Below are 15709 nucleotides of genomic sequence, written 5' to 3' on the forward strand. Positions count from 1 at the left end.
ACTAACCTAAAAAGCTTCGTTTATGCTCAGCAGGAAGCCGCTCGTCTTCTTGCCGAAGCCGTAATCGAGTCGCACATTGACCCGTTTCTTCAATTCCCAGCGCAGGCCGACGCCGTAGTTGGGTAGCGTCTCGGACCAGTCGAACCGCTCCAGATCGCTGAATACGTTGCCTGCGCCGCCCCAGAAGGTGCAGCCGATGCGCCGCCAGATGCGCTGGCGCAGTTCGACCTGAAACGTTATCATGTCGTTGTCCGTATAGCGGCCCTGATAATAACCGCGCATCCGCTGCGAGCCGCCCATGCGGGCCAGCATCGGCCACGGGGTTCCCTCGGAGTTGAACTCCGCGTAGAGGTCCGCCGCGAGGATGCCGCCCTTCCACACCTGCCTGTAGTAGTCGGCTGTGAAGGTCGTGCGCCACAGCGAACGTCCGCAGTTGCCCAGTCCCTTGGGAAACAGCGTCTCCTGCAGACTGACGTAGACGCCCCGGAAGGAGTTGGGTATGAAGTCGCGCGAGTCGTATTCCAGAATCGCCCCGACGCCCGTGGCGGTGTAGTGCGTCTTCTGCCCGTAGAGGTAGCTCTCGCCCAGCGGCTTGAACTTCTTGCCCTGCGTATGCTCGAAACTGAGGATGCCGCCCACATAGGTGTTGGGCAGCACCCGGTGCAGGTAGCTTGCCTTTATCAGGTAACGTTTCTCGTTGTAGGAGCTCTCCTCGTTGTAGCGGCCGTCGTTATAGCCGATGCCCCACATGTCGCGGGGCGCCGAAGCGAACATCACCGTATAGTCGATGCGCTTGCCGTTGCGGGAGAAGATGTTGTTGCCCGTGACGCCCAGCGCATAGAATCCCGAAATCGAGACGTTGGCGAAGATCGAAATGTCCGACGGCGAAGTGACCGAGTCCGTACGGTCTATGCGGTAGAGTCCGGCCGCCAGCAGTCCGATGCCGAGACTCGTATTCTTCGAATAGCTGGGGCCTCCGGCGAAGGTGAAGTCGATTTTCTTCTCAAACGTGCGGTCGCGCGTCGATCCCTCGAAATATTTCACCACGCGCCGCGGGAACGAGAGCCGTTTCTGCGGCTGGGGCTGTTCCGGAAGCGGGGTATAGCTGTAATGCAGCGTGTCGCTGCCGTTGATATACACTCCCTCTTGGGCCGCTCCCTGCAGCGCGAAGCAAAGGGCGAAAGCCAGAACGGCGGTTTTGCGCAGCATCCGGTTATTTGTACTTCTCGATCGTTTCGTAGAAATCGGCCTTGTCCTGCTCCGAGAGAACCCCCTTGCGCAGGAAGACCAGCTCTCCCTCCTTCGATACGATCATCAGCACGAACTGGTTGTTGCAGTCGCCCAGCTCCCAAGCCTTGCTCAGGATACGGTCCTGATCGGCGAGCACCAGCGCGCCGTTCTTGGCCGTGCGTTTCTTGGCCATGTTGCGGGCCATGCCGTTGGGGACCATCGGGGCGTCCTTGAGGTTCATCACGCCGAAACCGAAAATATTGTCGCTCTGGGCGCGGTGGTTCTCCTCCAGTTCGACCGTGAAATCGTTGTTCTGCTTGTGACGGTCGGGGTCCACGTAGAATATCATCAGGTTCTTCTCGCCCCAGTGCGGCAGCTTGGCCGGATTGCCGTCGAGGTCGAGCACTTCGACATTATTCACTTTGCGGGGCAGCTCCTGAGCCGCCGCTGCGGATGCGGCGAGCGTGAAGGCGGCCAGCATCCCAATTACTTTCATCTTCATAGTAATCCTGTTTTTTGGTTTCAAAAGAAAACAAATCTGGGCAAAGTTACAACTTTTCCGCCAACATACGGACAATCAGCCGTTATAATATTGTCCGTATGGTTCACTTTTTTGGTTTGGCAGGTGCCAGAGCCGTGTCGAAGGCGTAAAGTCCGCCGCCGGAAATAATCAGGAAGACGTAGACGCCCAGCCACACGAACTCCAGCTCCCCGGCGCCGAATCCGCCCCACGCGAACATCAGCAGGATGCCCAGCGAGAGAATCAGCGCCGACATCCGCACCCAGATGCCCATGATGATCGCCACCGCCAGCAGCACCTCGGCCACCGTCACGACAACGAACGTCGCCGCGCTGCCGGCCGAGGCGAACGACGGGTACGAATTGACGATTTCGTTGTAATCCTGCATTTTGCCGATATTGTGGAAGAGCATCATGCCTCCCGCGAACAGTCTCATGTAGAGCACGGCCCAATCCATGTGCCGGTATTGCCCGATCCAGTCTTCGATTCTTTTTCCCATGCTCCGGCATCGTGCAATTTGTATTCCAAAGGCGTTCCGGGAGCGATTCGCACCCGGCCTGCGCCGTTCCGGGCGCGCTCCCGAACCGCAGACGGCCCGGCATGGACGGATATTTCCGCCCCGAAGTCCGGAGCCGCCGATGACACGGATGCCGACCGGCCTCCTTGACCGACACAAGGTCTCCGGGCGGATATTTCCCGTCCGCCGCCCGCTTCGACGCGCTCCCGGACAGCCTGTTCCGGCAGAAACGGCCCTGAATTTTCGTCTTGTCGCCCGATTTTCGTTATCTTTGCGCCCATGAAGACCAATATCCTTTTCGTCTGCCTCGGAAATATCTGCCGCTCCCCGGCGGCCGACGGCATCATGCACCACATCGTCGAAGAGCGGGGACTCAGCGGCCGGATCGGAATCGACTCGGCCGGAACCTACGCGGGGCACACGGGCGAACTGCCCGACGCCCGCATGCGCCGCGCCGCCGCACGGCGGGGTTACGACCTCGGCCACCGCGCCCGGCAGATCCGGGAGGAGGATTTCGACCGGTTCGACATGATCGTCGTCATGGACGACATGAACTACGAGAACGTCCACCGGCTCGCGCCGTCGCGCAGGGCCGCCGAAAAGATCTTCCGCATGCGGGAGTTTTTCCGCCGCCACTCCCGTTGGGACCATGTTCCCGACCCCTATTACGAAGGCGCCGAAGGCTTCGAGCTGGTGCTCGACATGCTGGAGGACGGCTGCGGGGGAATTCTCGAATACCTCGAAAATCCGCAGTGACATGCAGAAAAAAAGCAATCCGGAGACGTCCCGTCCCCGGATTGTTGTTTTCGCAGCGGCTTGCCGAAGCCGCCGTATCGAGACCGCGCGTCAGAAGTCGAGTCCGAAACTGATGCTGTAGGTATTGTGCAGCAGCGTCTGCTTCTTGGCGATCAGGTAGGCGAAGTCGAGACGCAGGTGCAGGAACCGGACGCCCGCGCCGACCGAACCGTAGGAAGGGTAGTAGTCGCGGCGCTCGCCGTAGTGATAACCCGCCCGGAGCTGGATGAGCTGCATCAGGTTGTACTCGGCGCCGACCGACATCTGGAATCCCCGGACTTTCGAAGGCGAGAAATAGTAGCCCAGATCCGCGCCGACGGTTATCTCGTGCACGTCGCTGAGGAACGTATCCAGCGCCACGCCCGCCGTCAGGTCCATCGGCAGGGTGTAGGGCGTGTCTTTCAGATAGCCGCCCAGATTGCCCAGCTTGGCGCCCGCGCGCAGCGTCGAATAGCTCCCGACGTTTTCCAGCGGGTGCGACCATGCGGCGCTCAGGTCCACGGCCAGCGCGTCCGCCGAGGTTTCGGGACGCTTGAGGTGCATGTAGCGGGCCACGACGCCGACGGCCCAGTTGCCGCCGATGCGGCGCGAGTAGCCCAGATCGACCGCCATGTCGTTGTTGCCCCGCTCGCGCAGGTACTGCCGCCAGCCGATCTGCGCCAGATTGACGTTGTCGAAACGGCAGAATCCCGTCACGGCGTAGTAGTCGAACTGCCCCTGCCCGTAATAGGACGAGGATATCTGCGACGGCATCTGCGAGAAAATGGCCGTCGCGGAGTTGTTGTATATGGCGTGCGACCCAGACAGGGTCGTCATGGCGACGCCGCCCATGCCGAGCGTCTTGGCGTCGGGCGTCGGCAGGGTCGCTTCCTGCGCTGCGGCGCAGAGCGTCGCGGCGAGCAGTGTCAGTGTGGTTATCAGACGTTTCATACGGCAAATATAGCGAAAGGCGGGCGGCAAAACGAAAATTTGTCTCCTGATTTGTCCGGAACGCCTTCCATGTGCGGCAAATATAGCAAAAAAGATGCAAGTTCCACCGGTGCGCCCGGCCTGCGATCGGGCTTCGGGACCCGCCGCTCCGGACGGGCCGCGACGCCGGCGTGCGGAGCATGATGCCGTCAGGCAGAAATCTGCTTCAGGCACTCCTCGACCAGTTTGAAAAACCGGGATATATGCGCGCCGTCCACGAACGCGTGGTTGACGAAGATCGAGAGCGGCATCACGAGCCGCCCTTCGCGCATCACCGCCTTGCCGGCGTTCATCAGCGGATATTCCGTCGGCTGGCCCGGCGCTCCCTGCGCGTAGGTCAGGGAGGTGAAATAGAGGTCCGGCGTGGCGCTCAGCAGGAAGACGTCGTAATCGCCCTGCGCCTGCAGCACCTTTTCGGCGCCGTAGGGATCGCCGTCCTGCGGAATGTCGGTGACGATGGCACGCGCCTCGGCGTAGAAGCGCTCGAAATCGGCATGGTATGGGATGCGGACGGTGTAAAACGTACGGCCCGGAACGGCGATGGGCGAGATGACGTCCACCGTGTCGTGCCAGATCACGTTTCCGCGGCTGTCCGTGCGGTAACGGAACTCCTTGATTTCATTGACCGCGCGCAGCACGGCGTAGAGGTAATAGAGGAAGAAGGAGCGTCCCGCGGCTTTGGCCGCCGCACGGGCTTCGGTGCAGTCGATCTCGGTCGCCACCGAAATCCACGAATTGAGGAAGTTGCGGAAAAAGGCGTAATTGTCCCGCCGCTCCCAAGTTTCGATGTCTACGGTATGTTTCATAAGGTATGGCGTTAAATAAAACGTCCGCTCAAGCAGACTTGGCGGACGCTTTTATTGTCGGTCGATGCCGCGGGGCACCGAACCGCTGCTGTTTTCCGATTGCCGGGAGATTCCTAACAGTTCATCGCGCCGCAGCAGTGGATGACTTGTCCGCTGACATACGACGAAAGATCCGATGCGAGGAACAGCGCGACCTTGGCCACGTCCTCCGGCGTGCCGCCGCGGCGGAGCGGAATCTGCTTGTACCAGCCCTCCTTCACCTCGTCGGGCAGTTTGTCGGTCATCTCGGTCATGATGAAGCCCGGAGCGATGGCGTTGGCGCGGATGCCGCGGGGCCCCATCTCCTTGGCGATCGACTTGGCAAGACCGATCATGCCGGCTTTCGACGCCGAGTAGTTGCACTGGCCCGCGTTGCCGCTGACGCCCACCACCGACGACATGTTGATGATCGAGCCGCCCTTCTGACGGGCCATGACCGGCGTCACGGCGTGGATGAAGTTGAACGCCGACTTGAGGTTCACGGTCAGCACGGCGTCCCACTGGGCTTCGCTCATGCGCATCATCAGGCCGTCCTTGGTGATGCCGGCGTTGTTCACGAGAATATCGATGCGGCCGAAATCCTTGACGATCTCTTCGATGACCTTGTGCGTCTCTTCGAAATTCGCCGCGTTCGACGCATAGCCCTTGGCCTTGACGCCCAGCGCCGCGATCTCGGCTTCGGTGGCTTTGCCGTTGTCGTCGATCACGAGGTCGGTGAACGCCACGTCGGCGCCCTCCTTGGCGAATTCGAGTGCGATGGCCTTGCCGATACCGCGGGCCGCGCCCGTGACGACAGCCACTTTACCTTCGAGTAATTTCATAGCTTTCAAAGTATTAAGAATGTTTGCAAAATATTCTGTTTTTCCTTTTTTCGTCCGAAAGACGAACAAAGTTAAGAAAAATATTTTGAAACGCTCCGCCGCCGCCGGAATTTCGCCAAATATTACTAACTTTACCGTCCGTAAACGAATCATCACAAATCCTTAGAGATATGAAAAGAGACACCCAGATTTTCGATCTGATCGCCGCCGAGCGCAGCCGTCAGATGCATGGCATCGAACTGATCGCCTCGGAGAACTTCGTAAGCGAACAGGTCATGGAGGCCATGGGCTCCGTGCTGACCAACAAATATGCCGAGGGTTATCCCGCAGCGCGCTATTACGGCGGCTGCGAAGTCGTGGACAAGGTCGAGACGCTGGCCATCGAGCGCATCTGCCGTCTCTACGGCGCCGAGTACGCCAACGTGCAGCCCCACTCCGGCGCGCAGGCCAATATGGCGGTATTCTTCGCCGTGCTGCAGCCGGGCGACACCTTCATGGGACTCGATCTGGCGCACGGCGGCCACCTTTCGCACGGTTCGCCGGTCAACATGTCGGGCAAATACTTCAACGCCGTGGGCTACCAGCTCGACGAGGCGACGGGCGTGATCGACTACGACGCCATGGAGCGCAAGGCGCTGGAATGCAAGCCGAAACTGATCGTCGGCGGCGCTTCGGCCTATTCGCGCGAATGGGACTACAAACGCATGCGCGAAATCGCGGACAAAGTCGGCGCGCTGCTGCTCGTGGACATGGCCCACACGGCCGGCCTGATCGCCGCAGGACTGCTGGACAACCCCGTGAAATACGCGCATATCGTCACTTCGACGACCCACAAGACCCTGCGCGGACCGCGCGGCGGCATTATCCTCATGGGCAGGGATTTCGAAAACCCGTGGGGGCTTACCACACCCAAAGGCGCGGTGAAGATGATGTCGCAGATCCTCAACTCGGCCGTATTCCCCGGCATTCAGGGCGGTCCGCTCGAACACGTCATCGCCGCCAAGGCCGTGGCTTTCGGCGAGGCGCTCGACCCCAGCTACAAGGAGTATCAGACGCAGGTGCAGAAGAACGCCAAGGCGATGGCCGAAGCATTCGTGAAGCGCGGCTACAAGATCGTTTCGGGCGGCACGGACAACCACCTGATGCTGGTCGATCTGCGCACCAAGTTCCCCGAACTGACGGGCAAGCTGGCCGAGAAGTGTCTGGTGGCGGCCGACATCACGACCAACAAGAACATGGTGCCGTTCGACAGCCGCTCGCCGTTCCAGACTTCGGGTCTGCGCTTCGGCACGCCGGCCATCACCACCCGCGGCCTGAAGGAGGACAAGATGGACTACATCGTCGGGCTGATCGACCGCGTACTGCACGACCCCGAAAACGAGGACAACATCGCCGCCGTACGCAGGGACGTGAACGCCCTGATGGCCGATTATCCGCTTTTCGCTTGGTAATATGAAAGAGGTAATCGACTTTTTCCGCCGCCTGCACGACAACAACGACCGTGCATGGTTCGACGCCCACCGCGCCGAATGGACGCACGTGAAGGGGCGGTTCGCCGCCTTCACGGAGCGGCTGATCGAGGGAATCGCCGAGTTCGACCCTGCGGTGCGCGGCCTGCGGGTGCAGGACTGCACCTACCGCATCGCCCGCGACACGCGGTTCAGCCCCGACAAGTCGCCCTATAAGACATATATAGGTGCGTACGTCGCTCCGAAAGGCAAGAAGTCGGGATTCGCCGGTTACTATTTTCATATCGAACCGTGCTGCGACAGCCTGATTTGGAGCAACGCGCTTTCGGCGGGGCTTTACTGCCCCGAACCGGTCGTGCTGCGCAGCGTGCGGGACGAAATTACGGACAACGGCGCGGAAATTGCAGCGGCGATCCGGAAAGCCAAAGGGTTCGACCTTGTCGAGGAGAACAAGCTCAAGCGGGTGCCCACGGGATTCCCCGCCGACAGCGAGTACGCCGACATGCTGAAGCTCAAGGATTTCTACATCGCCAAGCGGATCACCGAGGAGTTCCTGCTCGCGGACGACCTGCTGGAGAAGACTTTGGCGGAGTTCCGCCGCACGCAGCCGTTCGTAGCGATTCTGAACCGCGCCGTGCAGTTCGCCTACGAGGAGATGATGTAATTTTATGCAGACGATATGAAACGGATTCTTGTATTATTCGCGCTCTTCGCCGTTGCGGCGGGTTATGCGCAGACGGTCGAAAAGCAGACCTTCGTCTATGCCGTCAAGCAGACCGACACGCTGCGGCTGGACCGCTACGTGGCGCTCACGCCCGACAGCCGGACCAAACCCTGCCTGATGTTCGTCTTCGGCGGCGGTTTCGTGGGCGGCCGGCGCGACAATGCGAGCTTCCTTTCGTATTTCGAATATTACGCCCGGAAAGGGTATGTGGTCGTGTCGATCGACTACCGGCTCGGCATGAAGAAGGCCATGCAGGCCGGAACGCTCAGCGAGGAGACCTTCCCCGAAGCTTGGATCACGACCCTTGCGATGGCGACCGGCGACCTCTACGACGCTACGGCCTACGTCTGCGACCATGCGTCCGCGTGGGGCGTGGACAAAACCCGGATCGTGGCGAGCGGTTCGAGCGCCGGAGCCATTACGGTACTGATGGGCGAATACGGCATCTGCAACGGGCATCCGCTGGCGCAGCAGAAGCTCCCGCAGGACTTTAACTATGCGGGTGTAATATCCTATGCAGGAGCTATTTTCGACACGCAAGAAGAGCTACGCTGGGCCAAGACTCCCGCGCCGATGATGCTCTTCCACGGCGATGCCGACCGCAACGTCCCCTACGACGCCGTGCTGTACGACGGCAACGGGTTCTTCGGCTCGAAGCATATCGCCGATATGCTTACCGAACGGCGCATCCCGCATTGGTTTTACTCGGTCGCCAACACCAATCACGTCATGGCGACCCGCCCGATGTACGACAACCGTTACGAGATCGACGCGTTCCTTGAAAAGCTCGTCCTGAAGCGTGAACCGCTGGTGATCGACACCTACGTCACGCCGCTGGAAGCCCCCGAACTGCCGAAGGCCTTTACGCTCTCCGATTATATCGACGCCAATTACGGCAAATAGCCGGCTGTCCGTTCCGTTTTATACGACCGTCCTCCACAGGAGGACGGTTTTTTTTATGAAAAGCTCACCGTTTTTTTCGGTTTCGAATAGGTGATAGTCCCGTTTCGCTTGTATATATAAGCAAGAAACGAAGTTATGCGACAACAAATCCAGCAATTCGGCAGGACCCTGAGCGGCATGGTCATGCCCAATATCGGCGCGTTCATCGCGTGGGGATTCATCACCGCGCTTTTCATCCCGGAGGGATGGTGGCCCAACGGACAGCTCGCACAACTGGTCGGGCCGATGCTGACCTACCTCCTGCCGCTGCTGATCGCCTACACCGCAGGGCGCAACGTCGCCGGGGAGCGGGGCGGGGTAATCGGCGCCATTGCCGCCGTCGGCGTGATCGTCGGCAGCGACATTCCGATGTTCATCGGCGCGATGATCATGGGGCCGCTGGCGGGATATGCAATCCGCCGGTTCGACCGCATGGTCGAGGGGCGCGTGAAGGCAGGCTTCGAAATGCTCGTCAGCAACTTCTCGATCGGCATTCTCGGCATGCTGCTGGCAGTTCTGGGCTACTATGTCGTCGGCAGCGTGGTCACCGGCCTGACGATGCTCATAAGCAGCGGTGCCGAGCTGGTCATACGCCACGGACTGCTGCCTCTTGTGTCGCTTTTCGTGGAGCCGGCCAAGGTGCTGTTTCTCAACAACGCCGTCAATCACGGAATCTTCTCGCCGATCGGCATCGAACAGGCCCGCGAAACGGGGCAGTCGATCATGTTCCTGCTCGAAACCAACCCCGGTCCCGGATTGGGCGTACTGCTCGCATACTGGCTTTTCGGCCGGGGAAATGCGCGCCAGTCGGCTCCGGGAGCCGTGATTATCCAGTTTTTCGGCGGCATCCACGAAATCTATTTTCCCTACATACTCGCCCGTCCGGTGCTGATCGTTGCCGCAATCGCGGGCAGCGCCGCGGGACTGCTGTTTTTCTCGCTCACCGATGCGGGGCTGGTGGCTCCGGCGTCGCCCGGAAGCATCCTCTCGGTGCTGGCGATGGCCCCCAAAGGCAAGACGCTCATCGTCCTGCTGGGCGTCGTGATCTCCGCAGCCGTGTCGCTGGTCGTCGCCGCGCCCTTTATCCGGCGCGCGTCCAAGACCGAAACGGAAGGCGATCCAGCCGTCGGGAAGCTCCCGCAAAGCACAGCGGGCATATCGCCGCATGCAGCCGGACGACCCGTCCGCAAAGTGATCTTCGCCTGCGACGCGGGCATGGGATCGAGCGCCCTCGGCGCGACCCGTTTCCGCAAACGCTTACGGGACGCGGAAATCGGCGTTGCGGTGGGCAACAGTGCGGCGGACCGTATTCCGTCCGATGCCGATGTGGTCGTATGTCAGTCCGTACTGGCGGAGCGGATCGCCGCGGCCGCAAAAGGCGCCGAGCTGATCGTAATCGACAACTTCCTCTCCGATCCCGGTCTGGACGCCCTGTTCGTCCGGCTGGAGGAAGCGGAACCAACGGCGGCAGGCCCCGAAACCGTATCCTGCGGCGAATCGGACTCCGATATGCCCGCCGCCCGGCTTGCGGAAGCCGTATTGCCTTCCGACGTCTGCGACGCCCGATCTGCCGGAGCGACGCCCTCTTCCGAAACATCCGCGTTCCGACCGGCAGAAACAACAGCGTCTCCCGACATGCCCGCCGCCCGGCTTGCGGAAACTACGCCCTCTTGCGGTGTATCCGGTTCCCGGTCCGCACAATCCGCACTCTCTTGCGACCAATCCGGTCTGCGGGGCGCCGCGGCCGATTCGGCCCCGCAACCCGAAGAAACCGCATCCGCCCCCAAGGACGCCGCTCCGGACGGCGCCATCCTGCAACCCGGAAATATCCGGGTCGGACTGCCTGCGGAGCCGAAGGAGGAGGCGATCCGGCGGGCGGGCGAACTGCTCGTCGCGGGCGGATATGCCCGGCCGGAGTATGTCGATGCAATGCTGCGCCGCGAAAAGCTGGCGACGACCTGTCTGGGGATGGGGCTTGCGATTCCGCACGGAACCTCCGATGCCAAGGAGCGCGTACTGCGCTCCGGCATCGTGATCCTGCAATACCCCGACGGCGTGGATTTCGACGGCGAGAAAGCGCACCTGATCGTGGGAATCGCAGGCGTGGGGGAGGAACATCTGGAAATCCTTGCCCGGCTGAGCGCATCGTTCGAGGACGAAGAGCTGTTGCAGCGGCTTATGACCGCGACCGACCCGCAGGTGATCTACGACGCGCTGAAATAGCCGCAGGATGCACAACCGAAAAATCGACCGAACCAACAACGACTTATATGACATCGCAAAAAGTAACGATTACGGCTCCCAACGGCATGCACGCGCGGCCGGCCGGGGAGCTGGCAAAACTTGTCAAGGGCTTTGCGCCCGTCAGGATCACTTTCCGCACCGCCGCTAAGGAGGTCAATGCCGCGAGCATGCTCGCCCTGCTGTCGCTGGGGCTGAAGTGCGGCACGGAGATCGAAATATGCGCCGAGGGCGGCGACGAAGCCGCCGCCGTGAAGGCCGTCGCGGCGTTCATCGCAAACATGAGCGAGTGATGCGCGTGCTTCGGACCGGAATCCCGGCGGCGGGAATTGCCGCAGGAACGGCGTTCGTCCTCGAACGCCGCGTTTCGGCCGCACCGTCCGCCGCGCCCGGAGATCCGGCGGCCGAAACGGCCCGCTTCCATGCCGCGCTGGCGCAGGCGAAAACGGAGCTGGGCGTATTGGCGGCGGAAAACGACATCTTCGCGGCGCACTTGGAGATGGCCGACGACCCGATGCTGGCGGAACAGGTCGAAGAGCGGATTTCGGAACACGGCTTTTCGGCCGAACGGGCTTTGGACGGAGCCTGTGAAGAGGTGTGCGGCATGCTCGCCGCGCTCGACGACGAATACCTCGGAGGCCGCACCGACGACGTGCGGGACGTATGCGGCCGCATACGCCGTATTCTCACGGGCGAAACGGCCGAAAATCCATTCGCCGGACTTGCTCCCGGAACGATCGTCGTGGCCGAGGAACTGGCGCCGTCGGATACGGCGCTGATGGATTTCAGCCGCATCGCGGGCGTGGTGACGGCCCGCGGAAGCGTCACGAGCCATGTCTGCATCATCGCCCGCGCCAAAGGAATTGCGGCGATGGTCGGAGCGACTGAATGTATGCTTGAAATAAAAACAGGCGACAAGCTGATAATCAACGGAGAAACCGGCGAAATAATCGTCGCTCCCGATACCGCAACCGAACGGCGATACCGCGCCCTGATCGCATCGCGGGAACGGCACGGCGCACATTGCCTGAAAGGTGCGCATACGCCCGCCGTGACGCGCGGCGGACGGCGTATCGCCGTGCTGGGGAATGCCGGCAGCGTCGCGGAGGTGCGCGCGGCCCTCGATGCGGGAGCCGAGGGAATCGGGCTGTTCCGCAGCGAATTCCTCTACATGCAGAGCCGCGGCGGGTTTCCGGACGAGCAGACGCAGTTCGAAGCCTACCGGCATGCGGCGGAGTTGTGCGGCGAACGGCCGTTAGTTATACGAACGCTCGATATAGGCGGGGATAAAGCATTGCCGTACATGGATTTCGGACATGAGGAAAATCCGTTTCTCGGATGGCGCGCCATCCGCGTTTCGCTCTCCATGCAAGACGTGTTCCGTACGCAGCTGCGGGCGTTGCTCCGGGCGAGCGTATTCGGCAACCTGCGGATCATGTTCCCGATGATTACGTCGGTCGGGGAGTTCCGCCGGGCCGAAGCCGCCGTGCGGGAGTGCATGGCGGAGCTGGACGCGGAAAAAGCCGCTTACAATCCCGGAATCGAGCTGGGCGTGATGATCGAAACCCCCGCCGCGGTCATGGTCGCCGACCTGCTGGCCGCGGAAGCGCGGTTTTTCAGCATCGGGACCAACGACCTTACCCAATACGTCATGGCCGCAGACCGGGGAAATCCGCGCGTGGCGCATCTCTGCGACCCGTTCGATACGGCCGTGAAACGCTCCGTCGCCATGACGCTCGCGGCGGCGCGCAGCGCGGGCATCGAAGCCGGCATGTGCGGCGAACTGGCTGCCGACCCGGAAGCCACGGCGTGGCTGCTCGAAGCGGGACTGGAGGAGTTCAGCGTCAGCGCACCCGCCGTCGCGCCGCTCAAAGAGCGGATCCGGACGCTGGACCTGCCTGAGGTGCGAAAAACACCCGGTGCAGCCGAATAAATTTGCCGCGGCACGCGGTTTACACTATCTTTGAACCCGATTTACCTGTTTAATCCAAAACAAAATAAACTGCAAACCATGAAAAAAACACTGCTCCTGCTGGCCGCCCTGACCTTGTCGCCGGCCCTTTATGCGCAGGACTACCATGTCGTACTCTGGGACAACGCGACGGCGCCCACCTCCAACGGCCTGACGGGCGAGGAGATTCAGCCCAAACCCGGCCAGTGGTCCAACACCCAGAAAGCCGAAATGTGGATCTACAAGGCCGGAGACAATGCCACGGGACAGGCGCTGGTATTCTTCCCCGGCGGCGGATACTCGACGCTTTCGGTCGGCAACGGCCACAAGGAGGCCAAGTGGTTCGCCGAAAACGGCGTCACGGCCGCCGTGGTGAAATACCGCCTGCCCAACGGTCACGGCGAAGTTCCGCGCAACGACGCCGACGAGGCGCTGCGCGTCATGCGCGAAATGGCCGCTGAGCTGAACATAGACCCGGCGAAAGTAGGGGTGTCGGGCACCTCGGCGGGCGGCTATCTCGCCGGCAGCGTGGGAACGCTTTCGGAAGTGAAACCCGATTTCATGATCCTCTACTACCCGGTGATTTCGGCCGACGCCGACAAACGCCACAAGGGGACGTTCGTGCAGCTGCTCGGCGCCGACGATGCCGACAAACCCGTCGCGCAGGAGTTCTCGCTCGAAAAGAAGGTCGATGCCCGGACCCCGCCGACGCTGCTGTTCCACTGCGACGACGACAAGGTGGTGCCTGCCGTGAACAGCGCGCTTTTCTACCAGAAGCTCAAGGAACACGGCGTCAAGGCTACGCTCCACATCTATCCGTCGGGCGGCCACGGCTGGGGCATGAACCCGAAGTTCCGCTATTACGGAGACTGGCAGAAAGCCACGCTCGACTGGCTCTCGACGCTGTAACGCAGTTGCAAAAACATGAAAAGCCTCGCCGGAAAGCGGGGCTTTTTGTATGCGGTTTGCTCCGGATGCCGGCGGCGGGGCAGCATCCGGCTGCAACCCCGACCGGCGATGCGGCGGAGCGACGTTATTTCTGGCGGAAGATCACCTCGCAGTGTTCGCCCGTCATGTACTCGACGATATTGAGCACCTCTTCGAGCGAGTTCGAACGCTGGTAGTTGAACGCATAGCGCTTGTCGCCGTAACGGCCCGGCACCGAAATCCGCACGCCGTAGGTCGTTTCGATATGCGAGATGATTTCATGCAGGGTGGCGTTGGCCATCGTCACCAGATCGTATTGCGAAAGCACGAGGTGCGAAGCGTTCACGTGCGAGATTTCGAGGTTGTCGGCCGCCGCGTCGTACAGCGCGCGCTGGTCGGGCTGCAAGGTGACCAGATTGACGCCTTCGGGGGTTTGCAGGCGCACCGAGCCGTGTTCGAGGACCACTTCGGCCTGCCCGGAGTTCTCGTAGGCCTGCACGCAGAAAGCCGTGCCGAGCACCCGGACCCGCAGGTCGTCGGTCGCCACGGTGAACGGCGCCGCTTCGTCCCGCGCGACTTCGAAGAAGGCCGCGCCGGCGAGTTTCACGTTGCGCTCGGTCGGACTGAAAGCCTTGGGCAGCGTCAGCCGGGTGCGGGCGTTGAGCCATACCTGCGTGCCGTCGTCGAGGGTGACGGTCGTCACGGTTTCGGTATTGTTCTCATAGACCCGGTAAATGTCGGGACCTGCGAGGAAATGCCATGCGAATCCCGCACACACCACCAACAGTACGGCCGCTGCAGCGCTCATCGACCAGCGCAGCAGACCGCGGCGGCGACGGGCACGCTCCTCGCCGGCGATTTTCGCGATCCGGGCGTCGGTACTGCGCATGAAGGCCGCGAACCGGCCGAGGTCGGCGCTTTCGGCGAAGACGTTGCGGGCGTTCCAGATACTTTTAAGCTCGAAAAAGTATTTCCGGTGCTCCTCCGACTCCTCCAGCCACGCCATGAGGAACTGCTCCTCCCGATCGCTGGTCTCCCCCGCAAAGTATTTATTGATGACTGCATCCATTATAAGCGTATCTTCCATTTTGGTTTTGCTACTTACTATACAATCCTCAGGGTGAATCTACCCAAAGGACTGCGAATTATTACAGAGGAAAATGAAAAACAGGAGCATCAGCAGTTCCGATTTCGACAATTTCGACCGCAGAGCCTTCAGCGCGAGGTAGATGTGGTTTTCGACCGTACTCTGCGCGATGCCGAGCCGCTCGCTGATTTCGCGGTGCGAGAATCCCTGCAGGTAGCTCAGCGTGAAGACCTCGCGGCACTTTTCGGGCAGAGCGGCCACCGCCGCGTCGATGCCGGCGCGCAGGTCCTGCGAGTAGATCTTTTCGATGATGGGATTGTTGTCGGGATCGTAGTAGGCGTATCCGATGCTTTCGATCCGCTCCTGATGGTAGGAGCGGTAGTTGCCCGCATGGCGGTTTTTGTTCACGTAATTGACCGACTGGTTGTAGACCGAGCGCAGCAGGTAGCCGTAGAGCGACTGCCGGGGATCGAGTGTCTCGCGCCGAATCCAGACGTTTACGAAAACGTCCTGCACGATGTCCTGCGCCCAGTTTCCTTTCAGAAAGAGACGGGCGTAAGCCATCAGCGGCGCATAATAACGGCCGCACATCTCGTCGAAAGCCTCGCGGCTTCCGTCGCGGATCGCCGCCGTGAGCCGGGCGTTGTCTGTCGGAATGGATTCCATGTCTA

General features: G+C 61.3%; 16 protein-coding genes. 8 read left to right on the plus strand and 8 right to left on the minus strand.

The window, feature by feature from the left end:
• Window positions 1–6: 6 nt before the first annotated feature.
• The 3 genes from ALFI_RS14965 to ALFI_RS14975 all read right to left on the minus strand — a co-directional run bounded on the left by ALFI_RS14965 (window position 7) and on the right by ALFI_RS14975 (window position 2249).
• Window positions 7–1209, minus strand: coding sequence for a BamA/TamA family outer membrane protein (locus tag ALFI_RS14965; RefSeq protein ID WP_014776433.1), 1203 nt, complete (start codon window positions 1207–1209; stop codon window positions 7–9).
• Between the two features lie 4 nt (window positions 1210–1213).
• Window positions 1214–1732 carry a hypothetical protein gene (locus tag ALFI_RS14970; RefSeq protein ID WP_009596622.1) on the minus strand — a complete coding sequence of 173 codons (519 nt, stop codon included), beginning with the start codon at window positions 1730–1732 and terminating at the stop codon, window positions 1214–1216.
• Between the two features lie 103 nt (window positions 1733–1835).
• On the minus strand, window positions 1836–2249 hold the full coding sequence (locus tag ALFI_RS14975) for a DoxX family protein (protein WP_014776434.1): 414 nt from the start codon (window positions 2247–2249) through the stop codon (window positions 1836–1838).
• A gap of 297 nt (window positions 2250–2546) precedes the next feature.
• On the opposite strand from ALFI_RS14975, the gene ALFI_RS14980 reads away from it, so the two are divergent.
• Window positions 2547–3023: a low molecular weight protein-tyrosine-phosphatase gene (locus ALFI_RS14980; protein ID WP_009596646.1), complete on the plus strand. Its 477-nt coding sequence runs from the start codon at window positions 2547–2549 to the stop codon at window positions 3021–3023.
• 90 nt (window positions 3024–3113) lie between these two features.
• Here ALFI_RS14980 and ALFI_RS14985 read toward each other — a convergent pair whose 3' ends face one another.
• The 3 genes from ALFI_RS14985 to fabG all read right to left on the minus strand — a co-directional run bounded on the left by ALFI_RS14985 (window position 3114) and on the right by fabG (window position 5697).
• The gene (locus ALFI_RS14985) at window positions 3114–3992 is read right to left on the minus strand and encodes a PorV/PorQ family protein (protein WP_014776435.1); all 879 of its coding nucleotides are present in this window, start codon (window positions 3990–3992) and stop codon (window positions 3114–3116) included.
• A 188-nt stretch (window positions 3993–4180) separates the two neighbouring features.
• A complete protein-coding gene (locus ALFI_RS14990) occupies window positions 4181–4837 on the minus strand; it encodes a chloramphenicol acetyltransferase (protein WP_014776436.1) in 657 nt (218 codons plus the stop codon).
• A 113-nt stretch (window positions 4838–4950) separates the two neighbouring features.
• Window positions 4951–5697, minus strand: a complete 747-nt coding sequence (gene fabG / locus ALFI_RS14995; protein WP_014776437.1) for a 3-oxoacyl-[acyl-carrier-protein] reductase — start codon at window positions 5695–5697, stop codon at window positions 4951–4953.
• A 170-nt stretch (window positions 5698–5867) separates the two neighbouring features.
• On the opposite strand from fabG, the gene glyA reads away from it, so the two are divergent.
• The 7 genes from glyA (at window position 5868) to ALFI_RS15030 (ending at window position 13933) form a co-directional block, all read left to right on the plus strand.
• On the plus strand, window positions 5868–7148 hold the full coding sequence (glyA, locus tag ALFI_RS15000) for a serine hydroxymethyltransferase (RefSeq protein WP_014776438.1): 1281 nt from the start codon (window positions 5868–5870) through the stop codon (window positions 7146–7148).
• Window position 7149: 1 nt separating this feature from the next.
• The gene (locus tag ALFI_RS15005; RefSeq protein ID WP_014776439.1) at window positions 7150–7830 is read left to right on the plus strand and encodes a DUF2461 domain-containing protein; all 681 of its coding nucleotides are present in this window, start codon (window positions 7150–7152) and stop codon (window positions 7828–7830) included.
• 15 nt (window positions 7831–7845) lie between these two features.
• Window positions 7846–8793, plus strand: a complete 948-nt coding sequence (locus tag ALFI_RS15010) for an alpha/beta hydrolase (protein WP_014776440.1) — start codon at window positions 7846–7848, stop codon at window positions 8791–8793.
• A 135-nt stretch (window positions 8794–8928) separates the two neighbouring features.
• Window positions 8929–11055 carry a PTS mannitol transporter subunit IICBA gene (locus ALFI_RS15015; RefSeq protein WP_014776441.1) on the plus strand — a complete coding sequence of 709 codons (2127 nt, stop codon included), beginning with the start codon at window positions 8929–8931 and terminating at the stop codon, window positions 11053–11055.
• A 47-nt stretch (window positions 11056–11102) separates the two neighbouring features.
• A complete protein-coding gene (locus tag ALFI_RS15020) occupies window positions 11103–11366 on the plus strand; it encodes an HPr family phosphocarrier protein (RefSeq protein WP_014776442.1) in 264 nt (87 codons plus the stop codon).
• The gene (gene ptsP / locus ALFI_RS15025; protein WP_014776443.1) at window positions 11366–13006 is read left to right on the plus strand and encodes a phosphoenolpyruvate--protein phosphotransferase; all 1641 of its coding nucleotides are present in this window, start codon (window positions 11366–11368) and stop codon (window positions 13004–13006) included. Before ALFI_RS15020 ends, ptsP begins: the two co-directional genes overlap by 1 nt.
• A 78-nt stretch (window positions 13007–13084) precedes the next feature.
• Entirely contained in the window at window positions 13085–13933 is an 849-nt protein-coding gene (locus ALFI_RS15030; protein WP_014776444.1) for an alpha/beta hydrolase, read from the plus strand.
• A 124-nt stretch (window positions 13934–14057) separates the two neighbouring features.
• Here the strand turns inward: ALFI_RS15030 and ALFI_RS15035 are convergent, their stop codons facing one another.
• Window positions 14058–15038, minus strand: coding sequence for a FecR family protein (locus ALFI_RS15035; protein WP_014776445.1), 981 nt, complete (start codon window positions 15036–15038; stop codon window positions 14058–14060).
• Window positions 15039–15077: 39 nt separating this feature from the next.
• Window positions 15078–15704 carry an RNA polymerase sigma-70 factor gene (locus ALFI_RS15040; protein ID WP_014776446.1) on the minus strand — a complete coding sequence of 209 codons (627 nt, stop codon included), beginning with the start codon at window positions 15702–15704 and terminating at the stop codon, window positions 15078–15080.
• Window positions 15705–15709: the final 5 nt, after the last annotated feature.

It is taken from the genome of Alistipes finegoldii DSM 17242, assembly GCF_000265365.1.
Classification (GTDB): domain Bacteria; phylum Bacteroidota; class Bacteroidia; order Bacteroidales; family Rikenellaceae; genus Alistipes; species Alistipes finegoldii.

What these genes read in the sequence shown, in the direction of transcription:
- ALFI_RS14965 (WP_014776433.1), bottom strand. Translation starts at nt 1,209, where the DNA reads ATGCTGCGCAAAACCGCCGTTCTGGCTTTCGCCCTTTGCTTCGCGCTG.
- ALFI_RS14970 (WP_009596622.1), bottom strand. Translation starts at nt 1,732, where the DNA reads ATGAAGATGAAAGTAATTGGGATGCTGGCCGCCTTCACGCTCGCCGCA.
- ALFI_RS14975 (WP_014776434.1), bottom strand. Translation starts at nt 2,249, where the DNA reads ATGGGAAAAAGAATCGAAGACTGGATCGGGCAATACCGGCACATGGAT.
- ALFI_RS14980 (WP_009596646.1), top strand. Translation starts at nt 2,547, where the DNA reads ATGAAGACCAATATCCTTTTCGTCTGCCTCGGAAATATCTGCCGCTCC.
- ALFI_RS14985 (WP_014776435.1), bottom strand. Translation starts at nt 3,992, where the DNA reads ATGAAACGTCTGATAACCACACTGACACTGCTCGCCGCGACGCTCTGC.
- ALFI_RS14990 (WP_014776436.1), bottom strand. Translation starts at nt 4,837, where the DNA reads ATGAAACATACCGTAGACATCGAAACTTGGGAGCGGCGGGACAATTAC.
- fabG (WP_014776437.1), bottom strand. Translation starts at nt 5,697, where the DNA reads ATGAAATTACTCGAAGGTAAAGTGGCTGTCGTCACGGGCGCGGCCCGC.
- glyA (WP_014776438.1), top strand. Translation starts at nt 5,868, where the DNA reads ATGAAAAGAGACACCCAGATTTTCGATCTGATCGCCGCCGAGCGCAGC.
- ALFI_RS15005 (WP_014776439.1), top strand. Translation starts at nt 7,150, where the DNA reads ATGAAAGAGGTAATCGACTTTTTCCGCCGCCTGCACGACAACAACGAC.
- ALFI_RS15010 (WP_014776440.1), top strand. Translation starts at nt 7,846, where the DNA reads ATGAAACGGATTCTTGTATTATTCGCGCTCTTCGCCGTTGCGGCGGGT.
- ALFI_RS15015 (WP_014776441.1), top strand. Translation starts at nt 8,929, where the DNA reads ATGCGACAACAAATCCAGCAATTCGGCAGGACCCTGAGCGGCATGGTC.
- ALFI_RS15020 (WP_014776442.1), top strand. Translation starts at nt 11,103, where the DNA reads ATGACATCGCAAAAAGTAACGATTACGGCTCCCAACGGCATGCACGCG.
- ptsP (WP_014776443.1), top strand. Translation starts at nt 11,366, where the DNA reads ATGCGCGTGCTTCGGACCGGAATCCCGGCGGCGGGAATTGCCGCAGGA.
- ALFI_RS15030 (WP_014776444.1), top strand. Translation starts at nt 13,085, where the DNA reads ATGAAAAAAACACTGCTCCTGCTGGCCGCCCTGACCTTGTCGCCGGCC.
- ALFI_RS15035 (WP_014776445.1), bottom strand. Translation starts at nt 15,038, where the DNA reads ATGGAAGATACGCTTATAATGGATGCAGTCATCAATAAATACTTTGCG.
- ALFI_RS15040 (WP_014776446.1), bottom strand. Translation starts at nt 15,704, where the DNA reads ATGGAATCCATTCCGACAGACAACGCCCGGCTCACGGCGGCGATCCGC.